Origin of the sequence: Methanosphaera sp. ISO3-F5 (assembly GCF_034480035.2) — an archaeon.
In the GTDB taxonomy this organism is placed as follows: Archaea; Methanobacteriota; Methanobacteria; order Methanobacteriales; family Methanobacteriaceae; genus Methanosphaera.
Window position 1 is genome coordinate 2,019,096 of sequence record NZ_CP118753.2, and the last position, 17,716, is coordinate 2,036,811.

Sequence of the window (17,716 nt, forward strand, 5' to 3'; positions counted from 1 at the left end):
TGCTGTCAAGTTAACGTTCATTTTGTGAGACTGTTTTTTCAAGGCAGTCAAGTTAAAATTTTTATCCCATCATTATCCTTTATTTTTTATATTGTAACCTATTTTTACTTTAAATTTACTTAATTCTATTGATAATTTAATTATATTTAATAATATAAGTATTTATTTAATTATATTGGTATTTAATTATTATTTATAGTTAGTTTTATATATTATGAGTTATATATTATTATTTAGTTAATTAGCATATTGTTTATTTTTATTTTTTTATTTAATTGTTTGTGGATTTGATTGATAATGTTTTGGTGTTGTAGATGTCTTTATGTGGTAATTTATTAGATAATATGGGAAATTTTAATAGTTATGTTTGTGATAAATATATTTTAGATGACAATAAGTTTGTTCGTAATCGTAAATTGACTCAGGAATGTATTATGAAATATGTTCTGTGGAATCGTGGTCGTACTACTGCTTTGGAGGCTTTGTATTTTATGGAGGAGTATTGGGGTGTAATGGATATGGATGTTTCTAAACAAGCTATTTCTCAAAGGAGGATGATTATTGATCCTCAAGCATATATTGATATTAATGATGATTTAATAAAGGCAATTTATAAGAGACCTGAAGAATTAAAAACATTTAAAGGTTATTATTTAACTGCTATTGATGGTTCCATCTTCGATTTACCCAATTATCCTACTATCCGGGAGGATTTTGCCATTGATGAAAATATTGATCATACCCATCACACAGCAACTGCTCGTGTTTCCACAATGGTTGATGTATTAAATGAATTTATTCTTAGTTCAAGTATCAGCAATAGGAAAAGGGGAGAGCTTAAACATGCCCTAAATCATGTAGATGATGTAAAAAGTAAAATCAATCTTCGAAAAACAATTATAGTATGTGATAGAGGTTATGGCTCCAAAGAATTAATGTTAAAAATAATGAAACAACATTCACATTTTGTAATACGACTTAAAAATAGCACATTTAAAGAAAAAAGAGCAAAAATGACAAAAAATGAGCAAATAATATGGATACCCTTAGATGAAACATACATTAAAACTCTTAAAGACAAAAAACTACAAAAATTCGCAATAAAAAAAGAAATTCTACGATTACGTATAATAAACATACAATTACCCACAGGAGAAATAGAAACATTAGCAACAAACATATATGATGAATCCATGACCATTGAAGACTTCAAAGAAATATACAACAAAAGATGGACCATAGAAACCAACTACGACAAATTAAAAAACAAACTACAAACAGAAAACTTCTCTAGTCGCAGAAAAATCATAATAGAACAAGACTTTTACTCAGATATATACGTATTCAACATAGCAACAACAGTCAAACACGACGTAAACCAAGAAATAGAAGAAAAACGAAAAAACAACAACAAATACAAATACAAAGATTACCAAGCAAACTTCAACATAGCAATAGGAATAGTCAAAAAAGAATTACTAAACCTTCTAACCACAGACATAGAAAAACAACAACAAACATCAATGAAAATAATCAAAATACTACAAAAACACTTAATACCAATAAAAGAAGAAAGAAAATCAACAAACAGAGAACCTGTAGACTATGGACACAAATTCACAGACAACAACAAAAGATCTTTCTAAAAAAAAATAATTCACAAAAAAACAGTCACACAAATTGAACATTAACTTGACAGCATTGAATATAATCATTTCACCACCAAACATTTTTTAATACTAAATTCTTTTTACTGAAATTATTTTAATTATTATACATAGATATTAATGTAGAAATATAATCTGATATTTTAATTATAATAATAGGAGTTGTAGTTTTTATGATTAAATCATGTATAGTAATAGGAGCAGGTAATGCAGGAAGACCTGTTGCTAGGTTACTAAACCATCAGGGAGTAGAAGTAACACTCTCAGATTCAAAAGTTTACGAAGAATTCACAGAGATACGTCAACACATGCTGGACGTACTAAAAGGTGAAGGAGTAAAACTTGAACTAGGAAACAGTAATCCGGACATCACAGGATACGATGCAATATACCTTGCACCAACAATACCTAAAACAGCACCAATTTTTAAACAAATAGAAGAAAATTCCATTGAAATCATAACACGAAAAACAATCAGTGACATAATCAACAACATTCTCGACATGGATAAAATTGGAATAACAGGATCTTATGGAAAGACAACCACAACTACCATGATAACAAACATTTTCAAAAAGGCAGGATACAAGGTATATCAATGCTCATCAATGAAATGGAATCTTGTAAGCGAAGCACTAGTCGAAGACATAGTGAACGAGGAATACAAGGGAGCAAACCTTGCAATACTAGAATTACCACACGGAACACTAGGATTACTCGGAGACCTGGACTTAAAGATGGGTGTACTAACCAATTTACACCAGGAACACTTAAGCGAATTTGATGGCTCAATGGAAAAATATATTGAACGCAAATCATTAATCATGAACATATCCGATAAACTAGTTGCAAACATACAATGCGCAGACCTTTTAACAAATAAACGTGAAGATACCATTTACTTCAACTTTGAAAACAATAACACCGAAATAGACACACAAAAATATGAAATAAAATATGCTGCAAACTATCAGAGTGGACAATACACATTCAAACAGGAAGGATCATCAGAAAAAACAGATATTAACATAGACACAGTAGCATCATATAACTATGCAAACTTAACCGCAGCAATAGCAGTATCATTAGAATACGGAATATCATGGGAAAACATAAAAGAAGGATTAGCACTATTTTCAGGAGTAAGTGGAAGAATGGAACACCTCGGAACATACAATGGAGTTGAAGCATACTTTGACTCATCATGTTCCGAATTATCCATAAGACAAGCATTAGACTTCATAAAAGATGAAAACATAATAGTAGTATTCGGTTGTGTAGATTCAACAACAATAAGAGACTATGAAGAAAGCGGAAGAACCGTCGGAGACTATGCCAACATGGTAATAGCAACAGGATACGTTGAAATAACCGGAGAACTACACATGGATTCTGCACTAGGATTACTTAACTCCATAGAAAATGATGACGTAATAAAACTAGCAGTTTGTACAGTGGACGAAGCATCAGAACTAGCAATGAAATATGCAAAACCGGGAGATGATATAGTACACCTCGGAATAGGTGGAACAACTTCCTATAAACAAGTAAAAGACAAACTGCTGAAAGGATTAGAAGAAGGTTGTAAAAGATATGCAAATAACTGATATTAAACAGGATGCAATATTTGGAGTAATAGGAGTTTGTGGAGTAAACGGGAACCTAATAGCCAGAATATTAAGTGACCATGGTTTCAAAGTACAAGCAACAGACATGGTAAATGAAGAAGACTGCAGATTCGGAAGTTCACTAAAAAATTATCCGGATATAAACATTTACTATGGAAAGCTACCAGAAGATTTTATAAAAACATCAGATTATATAGTAATGCCAACACAATTAATAGAATCTAAATCAAAATTATACCAGGACGTTAAACAACAAAACACTCCTATAATAACAGTAGAAGATATATTCACATTATTTGAACCGGCAAGTCCCGTAATCTGCATAACAGGGACAAATGGAAAAACAACCACAACAACCCTACTAAAACACTTCGCATATAGTGCAGGCTTAAAACCCTGTGAACACAACCTGGAAAAAATGCAGGGAAACCTAGCCGACATCCCACCATTACAATCCAGACTAAATGGTGATTTAAGCATACTTGAAACAGGAACATTCGGTTACAAGGGAAGTTTAAACAAGTTAATCAGTGCATGTAAAGCAGATGTAGGATTAATAACCAATATCACAGAGGACCATTTAACAAACAGTAACGATTTTCTAAGCTATGCAAGAGTGAAAGGAGAACTTGTAGAATTATTAAAAAACAAAACTCTCATAGTAAACAGTGATGATCCAACAATAATGTCCCTATTAAGAGAAGTAAAATATGAGGGAAACTTAATAACTTTCGGTATTGAAACAGAATCCTTCAGACAATCAGAAAAACAATGCTTCTGTGGCCAAAAAGTACATATTGATGAATATATTGCAGGAGTAGGAAAATATCAATGCAGTTGTGGTTTAACTTATCAACAACCAGATTATCTTGCAAAAAACATTAATGATGAACATAATTCCTTCACACTACAAACAAAATATGGTAACTACAACTTTCACTTAAACATTCAGGGATTACATAACATATACAATGCAGTAGGTGCAATTATAATAGCCAGAGAAGTACTTAACATACCATTCATGGAAATAGAAGAATATCTTCAAAATTTTAATGGTGTGAACGGAAGGATGAACAAAATAGGCACATACCATGGAAAACAGGTTATGGTGGATTATGCACATAACCCTGCAGGTATGACAACAGTACTAAGAGAACTGAAAAACTCCTATGATGTAATGGTTAATGTTATAACAACATCATCAGAGTCCGGATTGGATGGAGATCATGAAATATTCAGTTGTTCAGCTGACTACTCGGATTATATTGTTCCAGCATCTTACAATGCATACCATTGTGCAAAAGATGCTCTTGAAAAAGGATTATACGATAATAAAATAGTGCTCCCAGATTACATGCCTCATGATAAAAAACAGGGAACATTAGGTGCAACAACAGAACAAGTACTGGCAGGATTCAACAAATCCTTAGATATTGAAGCAGATCTAATAGTATGTACTGGTGAAGCAGCATTTAAATACAAGGACATGTTAATAGAAAAGTTAAACGAAAAAGAATAGTAAAAGTAATTTTTTCTATTACACTACCCCCATTCTTTTGTGGGGGGAGAAAAATGTTTTACTTTCACATTAATTAATCCTAGATATCTACTTATAAAATAAAAAATAAATCTAATATTTAATAATTATCTTCTAATGAAAGATTATTTAAAGATAATAAAAAAAAATTTTTTTCAAGTAGTATGTTAATAAATTAATTTATTAATCGGGGTGAAAAATTGTTTATAAAAGTTAGAAGGGATACATTAATCATTTTAATCCTAGCATTTGTTCTAATACTATCTGGTCGAGCAATGACCTACGTATCATTCGCATCAAGTGATAGTGTAGATGATGGAGTTCCTATAGCAGGAGTAATGATAAAAGGAAATGATATAGTACCAACTTCTTCAATTAAATCAAATATACAAGCTGCCGGTTTTAGGGAAGGAAGTTACATTAAAGGAAATACCTTAATCACATCCCAGAGACAGCTATTGCTATCAGATGCAATACAAAACGCCGAAGAATTTGCTAAACAGGCAACCATACCTGGTACATCTATTGCACCAATCAATGTAGTTGATGTTCAAGTAGATTCCACAAGCGGAAACGTGGTAGTAAATGTTGTAGAAGATTTCTCAGTAATAAAAGTTAAAGTAGCTAACGGTTCTACAACACCATCAGCAAACACAGAGACAGGATAAGATGTTATTGGTGATAATATGACAAGACAATCAAAATATATGAAAATATCCATTTTCTTGTTGCTCTTAATAATGTTTTCATCGGTAGCTAGTGCAACAATGAACGTAGCAGTCATAACTGATCCTACAGGAAAAGACCCTAACGGGTGTGCAGCAGGAAGCCAGTCATTTGCAGCAAACATGTTCCAGTCAACATTTATATTCTCACAGGAACGTAAAATAGCACTCCTATCAGGGGGTGAAGGTACATCAGATGTACGTATAGCTGCAATTATTACTGCACTAACACAACTTCAAGCCAATGCTACACTAGAAAAAATAGTTGGAGTTGCACAAAGCTTTGATGGTATACGTCTAATGGCTGTTAATCCTACAGAGGGTATTGCAGTAGGAGGAGATTTCCAGGTATACGTAGTCACAGTAGACAGTAACAGTAATATTAAAGTACAAGCAGCAAGTGGTGGAGTAGTATCAATACCAGCAGGAACAAGAGGTGCAATGATACACCTTCGTAACTCTGAAGGAAACCCAAAAAGTGGAACAGCAGACAGAGTAAGATTACAAACTGCTATGAACATGGGTAAAATGATTCGAGATGGATACCCAGCAACAACAATCGTAGAAAAAGCATTCGAAGAAGTATCAAAAGATTCAGGAGAAAATCATGGTGGTGGAGCAATTAACTTAATTTCTGGTGTCACCACAGGGGACATGTTTACTCCGGAACAATTAAATGGTGTTGGTTACGAAATGGATCAACCATACAGTAAGGTGAGTCAAACAGGATGGAGTATCGGATTCCCAGAAGCAAACAATTACCAAGTCTCACCAGTAGATGGAAGTCCACTAACCACAATATATGCTTATGAAGCATTAGGAAATGCAATCACAGTATCTAATGACAATCCATCAGTATCAGTATATGGTTCAGATAACAGAGGTTTATATGAAGCAACACAAGATATTGTCTCCGCATCAGTTACCAGAAACGGTTATGATCCAGTCAAAATAACTGCATCACTTAATCGGGCTATAGACAGTGGAACAATAGTAGGTGTAGAACATTTAAGTACTTCAGATTTAAATGTGAAAGAAAATGTTAAAGCAGTGGGTGTTTATTACACGCCAGTATCAAATGGTAGAACTGCACCACAATGGAATTTACCAATAAACTCTCAAATATTTGATGTACTAGGAAATATTCAGACAGTTATCGGTATTCTATTGATATTATTAGCATTATTTAGAAGTTCTTTAATAAAATCATTCTTTAGAAGACGATAGTCTTCCAACCCTATTTTTTATTATTTAATATTTTTTTCAGGTGTATTTTATGGCATTAATTTTAATAAGAGCAATGAATAAGAAGAAAGCTTTAAATTGTTTAGCAGATCTGGAAAGACATGCAAAATTAAACATAATAGGCAAACCAAAATCAGTTTCTTTAGAAAAAGTTTACAATGTAACAAAAAGAGTTATTAAACAAAATCCACGTGATGATATAAAACTAGCTATCCTGGTGAAAGTTGAACAAAACACTACAGATAGTATAATGCAAATACGTAAAATTCATCCACCAGCACATGTAATCGTAGTCAGTGAGGAATACCCTGAATACAAGGAATTAATGGATGATTACAATAAATCAAAAGTATTTGATGGTTATTATTCATCAAAAAAGAATAAAAAATAGTAAAAAAAAGATCTAAAAATTATTATTTTTATTTTCTTTTAATAATAGCAATATCTCCGATAGTTGCTTCCCTGAATTGTCTAGGATCTTGGAATTCTTTTTCATCGGAGTCTAATTTTTCAATTATCGTAACATTTAACAACTTTTCAATTTTACGAGCCAATTTTATGTCAGGAACCATTTTTCCCTGTTCAATCTTATGTATAACAGATTCCTTTTCATAAAGTTGTGCTCCAAATTCCTTCTGTGTTAAACCTTTAATTTCTCTTTTCTGACGAATTATCTGAGCATAATCTTCAACAATTTCAAACTCTTCTTCCCTGCTTCTTCTGGAATAAACTTTTCTCTGATTTTGTCTTTGTGCATTATTCACAACTTTTCTTTTTGGTGATTTACTTTTTGGTGGTTGAGGTTTACTCTGAACTTTCCCATACCTTGAGCATTCTTTACATGTTACCATTGTTGAATTATCAATTTTAGTTTTATAAGGTTCACCTTTAATTTCTGTTCCACATATTTCACAGTTCATTTTATTCACTTGATTTCTTTATATATAATACTCTGTTTTTTATCATTAAAAAAATCTTTTCATATTTCCTACTAATTATTTGATAAAGAAATATTTTTTTTTTATTAAAAAATTGGGGTGGTGATGCAAATACTTTAATAATAAGATGTTACTAAAAATAATAATGTAGTGATTGAGAATATACAAAAATTAATAGAAAACATATAATTAAACTAATTAGTTTAGAATAAGATTCTAAAAAACGATAGGTGAATAGAAAAAGGAGGTATATTTATGGAAGAATCAAGATTCGGGTCAAATGTTCAGGAAAATGAAGACATGGAATTATCTACTCTCCTAGATAAACATGAAACCATTGAACGTAACTTAACCTGGGAAGTAAGAAAATTAGAAAAAGATAAAGTATTACTGGAAAATGAAAATCTCAGATTAGACCGTGAAGTAAAATCATTAAAAAGTGAAATCAGCCGTTTCAGGACTCCACCACTCGTAATTGCAACAATATCTGAAATATTAGATGATAATCAGGTAGTTGTAAAAAGTACAACCGGACCATCTTTCCTACTTAAATATGCGGATAAAGATGCTAACAGGGTAGAAATTGGTTCAAGGGTAGCATTAAATCAGCAAACCTTCAGTATAGTGGATATATTAACCTCAGAAAAAGATCCATTAGTTTCTGGTATGGAAATTGATGAAGCACCAGACATATCTTATGATAAAATTGGTGGATTAAAAGATCAAATAAGGGAAACTATTGAAACAGTAGAACTTCCACTTAAAAATCCTAAGATATTTGAAGAAGTGGGTATCACACCACCTAAAGGTGTATTATTCTATGGACCACCAGGAACAGGAAAAACATTACTTGCAAAAGCAGTGGCCCATGAAACCAATGCAACATTCATAAAGATAGTTGCATCAGAGTTTGTTAAAAAATACATCGGTGAAGGTTCACGTCTAGTACGGGGAGTATTTGAATTAGCTAAGGAAAAAGCTCCTGCAATAATCTTCATAGATGAAATTGATGCAATTGCAGCAAAAAGATTACAAGGTTCCACTAGTGGTGACCGTGAAGTTCAAAGAACTCTCATGCAGTTACTTGCTGAAATGGACGGATTTGAATCCAGGGGAAATGTTGGAATTATTGCTGCAACCAACAGGCCTGACATATTAGACCCTGCACTTGTACGTCCTGGAAGATTTGATCGTATCATAGAAGTTCCAGTACCTGATGATGAAGGAAAACTTGAAATCCTTAAAATACATACTAAGGACATGACATTAGATGATGATGTTGATTTAAGTCTTATAGCAGCTAATGCAAAATCAGCTTCTGGTGCAGATCTTAAATCCATATGTACCGAGGCAGGTATGTTTGCTATAAGGGAAGAACATTACAGTGTATCTGCTAAAAACTTTGAAGATGCAGTGGATAAGGTAATGAATAAAAATAAAAATAATGAATTGAAAGAGTCTGGAGTAATGTATAATTAGGTACATTTTTCCTTTTTTCTCTTTTAATTAGATGGGTGGCCAATGATGAACCCTATGAGCTCTGAACTGATGATGAATGATGGGCGAACTGAGGCTACTTTTATATAAACTCCCACCAGTTATAATCAGTTACTATTTCTATATTATTTCTGATAGTTCTTCGATAGAACGTACCATTGTATGTTTATCTAGTTTTTCTACTTTTGGTCTTGTAATTATTATTACGGGGATGCCTAATTCTAGTGCTGCACTTATTTTGTTTTCTGTACCGCCACTTTCTCCGCTTTCTTTGGTGATTATTGCACTAATATCGTATTCTTTCATGATTGCCATATTGAATTCTTTGGAATATGTTCCTTGCATTGCAATGATATTGCTTGCGGGTACGCCTGTTTCCTGTGTTTTTGATATGCTGAAATTGTTTGGTAGTACTCTTGGCACTACTTGTTCTGGTTTTAGTGTTTCTGTGATTGTATGTAGGTTCAGTACTCCTGCTAGGTGCATTAGTTTCTTTTCTGTGCCTAGTAGTTCTTTGGCTTTGTTTGCTCCTTCTGGGAATGAGTCTACGTAGTGTATTAGGTCTGATTCTGGTAGTATTGTTGATGCTCTTTCGTATCTTATGTATCGGATTCCACTTTTTTCACAGCTTTCTATGGCTGTTTCTGTTGCTACTGCTGCGAATGGGTGTGTTGCATCAATTAGTGTGTTTATTTGTTTTTCTTTAATGACTTCTATGAAATCTTCCTCTTTCAATGCATGTGATATAACTTCACTTGCACCTGCAGATTCTGCTATTTTTCCACCATAGTCTGTGACTGTTGTAGCTAAAATGTAATTATTTGCGTCTTGACTTAAAAATTCTATAACTTTTGTTGCATCAGATGTACCAGACATCACAATATATCTCATCTTATTATCCTCCACGGAATTCCTTAATATATCTATTACTTTTTCTATTCAATATTATTAATACTATTTTTGTTAAACAAATTTGAAAAACAATAATAATAAAATTAAAACACACAAACCAAGAGAAATTCAAAAACATAATATTTAATTCAAGAATTTTTGAATATAACTTAATATACTTAAACATTTATACTACTATTAGTGATAAAACATGATAGAAACAAAAATACAAGAAGAATACCAAATAAAAATACCAAAAGAGATATACAACACCCTAAACATAAAAACAGACGATAAACTAATTTGGAACATAAAAGAAGATGAAATAATAATAAAAATAAAAAACGAAAAAAAATTAAAGAATAAACAAATATCCTTCATAGACGACGAAGAAATAGAATCAATAATAATAGAAAAATGAAAAAACTAGATAATAGAATTTTCAAATTTTCTAATAATCTTCTCAGCAACAAAGATAGTTAAAGAAACTAAAATTATTAACAACCAACTTTCTAAAGGAATACTTGTAGTATGGAAAATACTTTGAAGCAACGGCACATAAATAGCACATAACTGCAAAATAAATGAAGCAAACACAGCAACTATCAAAGTCCTATTACTCTTAGCACTATTAGACCTGCAATTAAACACATTAAACAACTGATACATAACAAACACACAAAAAGCTATACTACTAGCAAGCAATTGAGGAGTACCAGCAGACAATTCATACAAATACAATCCAATAGTACCAACTGCCATAACCATACCAATCAAAGAAATATGCAACAAGTTATCCCTTGATAAAATATTCTCATCACTAGGCGGAATATTCATAATATCCCTATCACTGCCCTCAACACCTAAAGACTGAGCAGGCGGACCATCCATAATAATATTAATCCATAACAACTGCACAGGATTAAAAGGAAGAGGCACAACAAGCACCGACGAAACAAGAATTGTTAGAATAGCAGCAATATTTGTAGACAACTGAAACTTAATAAACCGCTTAATATTAGAGTAAATAGTTCTACCCTCTTTAATAGCATAAATGATAGTTGAAAAATTATCATCCTCAAGAATCATATCACTAGATTCCTTAGCAACATCAGTACCAGAACCCATACTCACCCCAATATTAGCAATATTCAATGCCGGTGCATCATTCACACCATCACCAGTCATCGAAACAATCTCATCATTACTTTTCAAAGCCTTAACAATCTTAACCTTCTGTTCAGGGAAAACCCTAGCATAAACATTAGTAACCTTAACAGCCTCCCTAAGCTCTTCACTAGAAAGCTTCTCAATCTCAGGACCAGTTAAAACATTCTCATAATTATCAATATCAACTAATTTTGCAATAGCAGATGCAGTATTCTTATGATCACCAGTAATCATTTTAACAGTTATACCCGCATTTTTACAAGTATGAATTGCATCTTTAACACCCTCTCTTGGAGGATCCATCATACCAACAATTCCCGTAATGATAAGATTATTCTCCAAATCATTAATAGAATGACTAGTATAATCATCAACCTTCTTATAAGCAAACAATATAACCCTCAAAGCATTAGAGGTGAACTCTGATACAATACTCTTAATCTTTTCAACATCTTCCTGACACATTAACCGGATACTGCCATCATCATCAATGAACTCACATTTTTCTAAAAGAATCTCCGGAGCACCCTTAACAAGAACATACTCCTCCGAATCAATACGATTAACAGTAGTCATTCTCTTCCTGGAACTGTCCAAAGGAATTTCATATAAGCGTTCATTAACAACTTCCGAATAATTTTTCAAACTATAATCTAATATTGAAATATCAGTAGGATCACCTAACCTATTATCCTTACTAATCTTAGCATTATTACATAATTGACCAATAGTACAAGTCATACCCTTATTATATGTGTAATCATCAGTAACAGTTAACTGGTTCATAGTAAGAGTACCAGTTTTATCACTACAAATCACACTACATGAACCTAAAGTTTCAACAGCCAACAATTTCCTGATAATAGCCTTATTTCCAGCCATCTTCTGCATACCCATAGCAAGGGTTAAAGTCAGGATTGCAGGCAAACCTTCAGGAATAGCAGCCACAGCCAAACTAACAGCAGTCATGAAAGTGTTAGCAATAGGAATACCCTGCATCATCTCAAGAACAAATATTAAGATACAAATAATCACAGAAAACAGGCTCAGAGTCTTACTAAGAGTTTCTATCTTAATTTCAAGAGGAGTCTTATCGCTCTCCTCCTGAATCATTGAGGCAATCTCACCCATCTTAGTCTGCATACCAATACTTGACACAACACCCAAAGCTCTTCCCTTAGACACAGTAGTATTCATGTAAGCACGGTTTTCTTCACCAGTATCCTTAGTAACAGGTAATGATTCACCAGTTAAAGAGGATTCATCCACCTTACAATTATAAGTTTCAATTAACTTTAAATCTGCAGGAACATTATCTCCCTCTTCAAGAACAACAATATCACCTACAGTAATGTTAGCAACATCAATTTCCTCTTTCTTACCATCTCTTACAATGATACTCGTCTTAGAAGACATTGACTTCAATTTTTCCATAGCATTTTCTGCCTTGTTTTCCTGATGATACCCCATCACAGCATTCAATATCACAACAAAGAATATTACTCCAGCATCAATAACATCATTGATAAGTAAAGAAATTACTCCCGCTATAATTAATAATATGGTTAAAGGTTCAGTGAACTGCAGTAAAAACTTTTTCAACTCACTTTCTTTTTCCTTTTCAATCAGCGTATTCTTCCCATAAGTACCAATTCTCTTCTCAGCTTCTGCACTTGTTAAACCATTAAGGGTAGTGTCATATTCGGCTAAAATATTATCTATATTGTTCTCATCATCTGTCATACTTTATTTCCTCTTATACTCATAAAAAACACTTCTCTTATAATTCACGAGCTTTAATTTATTCTGTAAATTATAACTGATCTCTTCAGTAAATAAAGGTTTGATAATAATATCCGCATCATACCTAACACCTAAATTAAATATGGAGTTCTGTAACTCCTCCGGAGGCCTCACAGCATATATTAAGTCAGCACCTTCATAGATATAATCTTCCGGATCAGTAATATCATCCATTACTACACTTTCATTTGCCGGATAAATATCGACAAGTTCAATGTTACACGTAGGTAATTCTTTTTTAAGAATATTACTTGGCTCAAGTACTCGTCCAACACCTACTTCAACAATCTTTTCACTATCTCTATAATTATTTATAATGTAATCAGTAAAACTAGTCCATAGGTTACTCATTATAATTTCACTCTAGAATTCTTAATTTATCATATAATAATTATTATTGTTTTCATAGTAACTAAAATTTTTTCATAATATACATTAATTGATAAAATATTAATTTTATTAAAATAAAAAAGTAAAATAATAGAAAAAAAATAATAAGATAGTGAATTTATGATTATCAGAGAATTTAAACCTACAGACTTGGACGATGTTCTAACAATAGAATACGAAGCATTTCCCGACCCATACCCAATTGACGTACTAATCAACTTACATGAAAGAGGAGCAGGATTCATCGTAGCAGAAGTAGGAAAACGAGTAGTAGGATACAATATTTTCTGGATACATGAAGGCATAGGACACATAATAGCCATAGCAGTAAATTCCAACTTTAGAAACATGAGTGTAGGCTCATTACTCCTGGACAAAAGCCTAAAAGTATTAAAATACAATGGAATCACCAAAGTACAACTAGAAGTCAGAAAATCAAACATAAAAGCAATAAACTTCTACATCAAACACGGCTTCACAGCAATCAGCGAAGAAGACAACTACTACAGTGATGGAGAAGCAGCCCTCATCATGGAATACCAACACCATAACAATTAAAAAGACCAATTAACAACTAACAAATCATCATCATCCATATATCATATGAAAAATACAGATACAACATACATAACAATAAGTTGTTGCAGAAGTTTTTGGAACATCTCCTCAAAATATATCAAAACATAATAAAAGTTTTTAATTATCATAATGTTATATTTGGATTATATTATCGTATTCGCATTGTATTTCATCAGTTAGTATTATGGTTGTCTTGTTTTGCATAAGTTTTCTTAAACTTTGAATGGCTTTTTGTTTTGTTATATTGTCTATGTTTGACATGACATTATCTATTATAAGTATCTTTGATTCTTTAACATAAGCTCTTGTCAGGAGTATTAGTTCACGTTCGCCCCGACTGAGGTTATTGTTTTCATCGGATATTATAGTATCATACTGTTCTGGTAGTTTCATTATGAATTCATGGCTTCCTACTTCTTTTGCTGCTTTAACTATGTCTTCGTGACTTATATTGTCTGTTGAATAGGCTATGTTTTCCATGACACTAGCAGTATATAACTGATTATTTTCTGATAGTATTGTGCAGGACTCTATTATGTTCTTTTGTGGTATATTGGTTATGTTCTTGCCATCTAATAGTATTTCACCTGAGTCTATTTCATAGAACTTTGTTAACAGGTTTGTGATGGTTGATTTTCCACTAGATACTTTACCTTTAACTATTGTTTTAGTTTTGTCACCTATTTTAAAGTTCACATTATCCAATATTTTCTTGTCATCATAACTGAATGAAACGTTCTTGAATTCGATTTCTCCATGGGATATGTTTTCAACTTTTTCGATATTTTCTTCTTCGTCAGGTTCATGCAGAAAATCATATATTTTTATGAAGCTGGAATATGCTGTCTGTACTTCCCGTAATGTTTTTCCAAAGTATTTAAGTTGGTTAATGATTATCTGTCCATATAATATTAATTCTAGCACAATATTAAGTGTTATTGTTTTATCAAATAACATGATTATAGCAATTACGTATATTATGATGTAGACGAGGTTAGACATTAATAAGGATATTGGTTCAATAAGTACTGCTCTGGTAGTTGCGTTACTGAAAGCTTTTTTATCTAGGAGGTTTAGTTTGTCAAATCTGTCTTCACTATAACTGTTATTGTCATCCTTGTTTACTACTGTTTTGTTCAGGAGCGTATCTCCTATTACGGATATCATTTTACCCATGTATTCTCGTGATTCCTTCATGTAATCTATAGCATACTTGTTGATTAGTGCAATAAATATGAAGCTCACTATCATTATTAACAGGTACCATTTGGTTAATTCCCAGTCAAGCATTAACATCATAAATACTGCCAGTATTAATAACAGCATTTTAGAGATTATTGTTGATAATTTAACACCAACAAATCCCCGTATGACAAGAGTATCATGGTTGATTCTAGACATAATTTCTCCTGAATTGGTGTCATTCAGGTATTTGTAGTTAATGCTGTGAACTTTTTTATCAATTCTTTCACGTAAATCTAATGTAATCTTATCACTTACAGGATAGGTTATGTACGTAATAACTATTTTAAGAATATACGTTATCAGGATAAGTACGGTTGCCTCAATTAGTAGATTAGTAAATTTTGATGAGAAAAATATTGTACTTCCAACCTTATAATCTCCAAACATGTTAATTACTTTTCCTAATATTTTAGGCAAGTAAATGGCACTTAATGAGTATATTAGTACTAATGTGGTGATTATTATAAATCGTAGACTATGTGGCTTTAATAGTTTCTCTAAGAAATGTATAAAATCATAATAATCTGCAGGTTTCTTCATAATAACATCCCCTTATCTGTATTAACCAGGTTTTTATAATATTCTGAATTTTCTATTAATTCTGAATGTGTGCCTATAGTACTAATTTTTCCATCATCCAATAGTATTATTTTATCCATGTTTTCGAGTATTTCAATGTTGTCTGTTACAAGAATTATTGTCTTATTCTTTAAATGTTCCTTAATCTTTTTGAACATCTTGTACTGTGAATTTTTATCATAGGTATTGAACACATTATCAAATAGGTATATGTCAGCCTTTTTCACTAGGCAACGCATTATGTTCAGCCTACTTTTTATGCTTGTGGATAAATTCACACCTTTTTCATTGACTTTAAATTCTAAAAAGTCATCTATGTCATCAACACATTCATCTAAACCGGATAATTCTGCTGATAAATGGATTTCATCCGTATTGATCGAATCATTATTTAGGGTAATGTTTGTTTTCACTGTATCATTAAAAAGGAAACTTTTTTGTGTTGCAAATGATAATTTACTTTTTAAGTCTTTGCTTTTAATTTGATTAATATCATTACCATCTATCTTTATTTCACCATTGGTACATGGATATAATCCGTTTAAAAGTGATAAAACTGTTGATTTTCCACTTGCAGTTTTACCTACAATTGCTATTGTAGATTCTTTTTCAACATTAAATGTCATATCACTGATAACATCCTCTGTTCCATATTTGAAGCTTACATCATTAAATTCGATTATGTTCTGATTATCATTGTTTTTAAATTCATAATCCTCTTCTTCCAGCATATCTTCAAGAATTAATACTTCTTCAATTCTTTTTGATGTTCCATTTACTTTTGTTAATGAGTTAAATATGGTTGGTAACGTTTTTATACTGCCTAAAGTAAACAGTACCCACTGGAAAAAGATCACTACTTCCAACATATCCATCCGTACGCTAATTACTTCACGGGTGGTGAATATTATCATCACCACAATGAACAAATTAAATATTATTAAAAATAATGGATAGAAATAACTTGTTCTTTTAGAATAATTCAGACTAGTATTATATGATGTTTCTATAGCACCCTGAAATGCTTCTTTTTCATATTTTTGTTTGTTATTCAACCGTACATTATCAAACATTAATGCTCCTTGTCTAAACAGGAAATTAATGCCTGCAAATGTTTTTTTAAGTCCGAAATAATGATCACATGCGTACCTTACTATTATATAAACAAAGACTAGCAGCATTGCCATTAAAATCAGGTATACAGTTCCCAGGAAAGAACTCATATAATTAAGTTCTAGGTACATTATTAGAAATACGAAGGGAATAAGTGATGAAAAACCAAGAACGTTAAATATGAAGTTTCTCATAGTAAACATTCCCCTGGTAGTACGACTCATCAATCCAGTGCTTTTAAACTTCTGAATTTCTCCGATAGGTGCATTAGCATATACGTGAAACAATCTTTTTCTGATATTGTATCCTGTAGATGATGCTATGTTCACTGCAATATAATAAACTGCTAATAAGGCCAGTATAGTTATTATGGTTGCCACTATCAGAATTATTTCATTTTTGCCCAATAATTCCAGATTTTTTCCTTTTAGGGCTAAATTAAGTATTTTTCCCACAAGATATATTCCGTAGAACTGGGAACTTGTTGCAATAAACTGGAAAATGATGAGTGGAATAATTTTCTTCCACTGAGTTTTTAAAAAATATTTTAATAACATCTTCATTTTAACACTTTATTTTATAATTTAATTGTTTTTATTAAGTTTCATTATTTCCAATAAAAATAATCATATTTGATTGTATTTTAATATAAAAAGAAATATTTGTCATATTATTTAATATGAAACTTGTATGTTTGTATATTTGTTAA

At 31.8% G+C, this 17,716-nt stretch carries 15 protein-coding genes; 9 read left to right on the plus strand and 6 right to left on the minus strand.

The genetic code is table 11. The annotated features are described in order from the left end of the window. The first annotated feature begins 314 nt into the window (after positions 1–314). The 6 genes from PXD04_RS20535 to PXD04_RS20560 all read left to right on the plus strand — a co-directional run bounded on the left by PXD04_RS20535 (position 315) and on the right by PXD04_RS20560 (position 7,193). The gene (locus PXD04_RS20535) at positions 315–1,646 is read left to right on the plus strand and encodes an IS4 family transposase (RefSeq protein WP_323736669.1); all 1,332 of its coding nucleotides are present in this window, start codon (positions 315–317) and stop codon (positions 1,644–1,646) included. Positions 1,647–1,840: 194 nt separating this feature from the next. Continuing rightward, positions 1,841–3,274 (plus strand): Mur ligase family protein, encoded by a 1,434-nt coding sequence (locus PXD04_RS20540; RefSeq protein WP_323736670.1) that lies wholly within the window; start codon positions 1,841–1,843, stop codon positions 3,272–3,274. Beyond that, positions 3,261–4,814, plus strand: a complete 1,554-nt coding sequence (locus PXD04_RS20545) for a Mur ligase family protein (RefSeq protein WP_323736671.1) — start codon at positions 3,261–3,263, stop codon at positions 4,812–4,814. The genes PXD04_RS20540 and PXD04_RS20545 overlap by 14 nt, the downstream gene beginning before the upstream one ends. 218 nt (positions 4,815–5,032) lie before the next feature. Then, complete coding sequence (locus PXD04_RS20550; RefSeq protein ID WP_323736672.1) at positions 5,033–5,500, plus strand: hypothetical protein; 468 nt, start codon at positions 5,033–5,035, stop codon at positions 5,498–5,500. A gap of 69 nt (positions 5,501–5,569) precedes the next feature. Further along, positions 5,570–6,784, plus strand: coding sequence for a hypothetical protein (locus PXD04_RS20555; RefSeq protein ID WP_409988288.1), 1,215 nt, complete (start codon positions 5,570–5,572; stop codon positions 6,782–6,784). Between the two features lie 49 nt (positions 6,785–6,833). Then, positions 6,834–7,193 carry a DUF356 domain-containing protein gene (locus PXD04_RS20560; protein WP_323736674.1) on the plus strand — a complete coding sequence of 120 codons (360 nt, stop codon included), beginning with the start codon at positions 6,834–6,836 and terminating at the stop codon, positions 7,191–7,193. A gap of 28 nt (positions 7,194–7,221) precedes the next feature. Here PXD04_RS20560 and PXD04_RS20565 read toward each other — a convergent pair whose 3' ends face one another. Continuing rightward, positions 7,222–7,722, minus strand: coding sequence for a multiprotein bridging factor aMBF1 (locus PXD04_RS20565; protein ID WP_323736675.1), 501 nt, complete (start codon positions 7,720–7,722; stop codon positions 7,222–7,224). A 273-nt stretch (positions 7,723–7,995) separates the two neighbouring features. On the opposite strand from PXD04_RS20565, the gene PXD04_RS20570 reads away from it, so the two are divergent. Further along, positions 7,996–9,219, plus strand: a complete 1,224-nt coding sequence (locus PXD04_RS20570; RefSeq protein ID WP_323736676.1) for a proteasome-activating nucleotidase — start codon at positions 7,996–7,998, stop codon at positions 9,217–9,219. Between the two features lie 138 nt (positions 9,220–9,357). On the opposite strand, the gene cobK is transcribed toward PXD04_RS20570, so the two are convergent. Next, a complete protein-coding gene (gene cobK / locus PXD04_RS20575; protein WP_323736677.1) occupies positions 9,358–10,128 on the minus strand; it encodes a precorrin-6A reductase in 771 nt (256 codons plus the stop codon). Positions 10,129–10,339: 211 nt separating this feature from the next. Here cobK and PXD04_RS20580 point away from each other — a divergent pair, with 211 nt between their 5' ends. Beyond that, the gene (locus PXD04_RS20580; protein WP_323736678.1) at positions 10,340–10,549 is read left to right on the plus strand and encodes an AbrB/MazE/SpoVT family DNA-binding domain-containing protein; all 210 of its coding nucleotides are present in this window, start codon (positions 10,340–10,342) and stop codon (positions 10,547–10,549) included. A gap of 5 nt (positions 10,550–10,554) precedes the next feature. On the opposite strand, the gene PXD04_RS20585 is transcribed toward PXD04_RS20580, so the two are convergent. Beyond that, positions 10,555–13,041: a calcium-translocating P-type ATPase, PMCA-type gene (locus tag PXD04_RS20585; RefSeq protein WP_323736679.1), complete on the minus strand. Its 2,487-nt coding sequence runs from the start codon at positions 13,039–13,041 to the stop codon at positions 10,555–10,557. A 3-nt stretch (positions 13,042–13,044) separates the two neighbouring features. Next, positions 13,045–13,452: a UPF0146 family protein gene (locus PXD04_RS20590; protein ID WP_323736680.1), complete on the minus strand. Its 408-nt coding sequence runs from the start codon at positions 13,450–13,452 to the stop codon at positions 13,045–13,047. Between the two features lie 159 nt (positions 13,453–13,611). On the opposite strand from PXD04_RS20590, the gene rimI reads away from it, so the two are divergent. Beyond that, on the plus strand, positions 13,612–14,049 hold the full coding sequence (gene rimI, locus PXD04_RS20595) for a ribosomal protein S18-alanine N-acetyltransferase (protein ID WP_323736681.1): 438 nt from the start codon (positions 13,612–13,614) through the stop codon (positions 14,047–14,049). Positions 14,050–14,202: 153 nt separating this feature from the next. Here rimI and PXD04_RS20600 read toward each other — a convergent pair whose 3' ends face one another. Together PXD04_RS20600 and PXD04_RS20605 are read right to left on the minus strand one after the other, a co-directional pair. Next, positions 14,203–15,855, minus strand: coding sequence for an ABC transporter ATP-binding protein (locus PXD04_RS20600; RefSeq protein ID WP_323736682.1), 1,653 nt, complete (start codon positions 15,853–15,855; stop codon positions 14,203–14,205). Continuing rightward, positions 15,852–17,570, minus strand: a complete 1,719-nt coding sequence (locus tag PXD04_RS20605) for an ABC transporter ATP-binding protein (RefSeq protein ID WP_323736683.1) — start codon at positions 17,568–17,570, stop codon at positions 15,852–15,854. Before PXD04_RS20605 ends, PXD04_RS20600 begins: the two co-directional genes overlap by 4 nt. Positions 17,571–17,716 lie beyond the last annotated feature (146 nt).

Excerpts from the sequence above, each read along its gene's own strand:
- PXD04_RS20535 (WP_323736669.1), top strand. The coding sequence starts at position 315 with ATGTCTTTATGTGGTAATTTATTAGATAATATGGGAAATTTTAATAGT.
- PXD04_RS20540 (WP_323736670.1), top strand. The coding sequence starts at position 1,841 with ATGATTAAATCATGTATAGTAATAGGAGCAGGTAATGCAGGAAGACCT.
- PXD04_RS20545 (WP_323736671.1), top strand. The coding sequence starts at position 3,261 with ATGCAAATAACTGATATTAAACAGGATGCAATATTTGGAGTAATAGGA.
- PXD04_RS20560 (WP_323736674.1), top strand. The coding sequence starts at position 6,834 with ATGGCATTAATTTTAATAAGAGCAATGAATAAGAAGAAAGCTTTAAAT.
- PXD04_RS20565 (WP_323736675.1), bottom strand. The coding sequence starts at position 7,722 with ATGAACTGTGAAATATGTGGAACAGAAATTAAAGGTGAACCTTATAAA.
- PXD04_RS20570 (WP_323736676.1), top strand. The coding sequence starts at position 7,996 with ATGGAAGAATCAAGATTCGGGTCAAATGTTCAGGAAAATGAAGACATG.
- cobK (WP_323736677.1), bottom strand. The coding sequence starts at position 10,128 with ATGAGATATATTGTGATGTCTGGTACATCTGATGCAACAAAAGTTATA.
- PXD04_RS20580 (WP_323736678.1), top strand. The coding sequence starts at position 10,340 with ATGATAGAAACAAAAATACAAGAAGAATACCAAATAAAAATACCAAAA.
- PXD04_RS20585 (WP_323736679.1), bottom strand. The coding sequence starts at position 13,041 with ATGACAGATGATGAGAACAATATAGATAATATTTTAGCCGAATATGAC.
- PXD04_RS20590 (WP_323736680.1), bottom strand. The coding sequence starts at position 13,452 with ATGAGTAACCTATGGACTAGTTTTACTGATTACATTATAAATAATTAT.
- rimI (WP_323736681.1), top strand. The coding sequence starts at position 13,612 with ATGATTATCAGAGAATTTAAACCTACAGACTTGGACGATGTTCTAACA.
- PXD04_RS20600 (WP_323736682.1), bottom strand. The coding sequence starts at position 15,855 with ATGAAGAAACCTGCAGATTATTATGATTTTATACATTTCTTAGAGAAA.
- PXD04_RS20605 (WP_323736683.1), bottom strand. The coding sequence starts at position 17,570 with ATGAAGATGTTATTAAAATATTTTTTAAAAACTCAGTGGAAGAAAATT.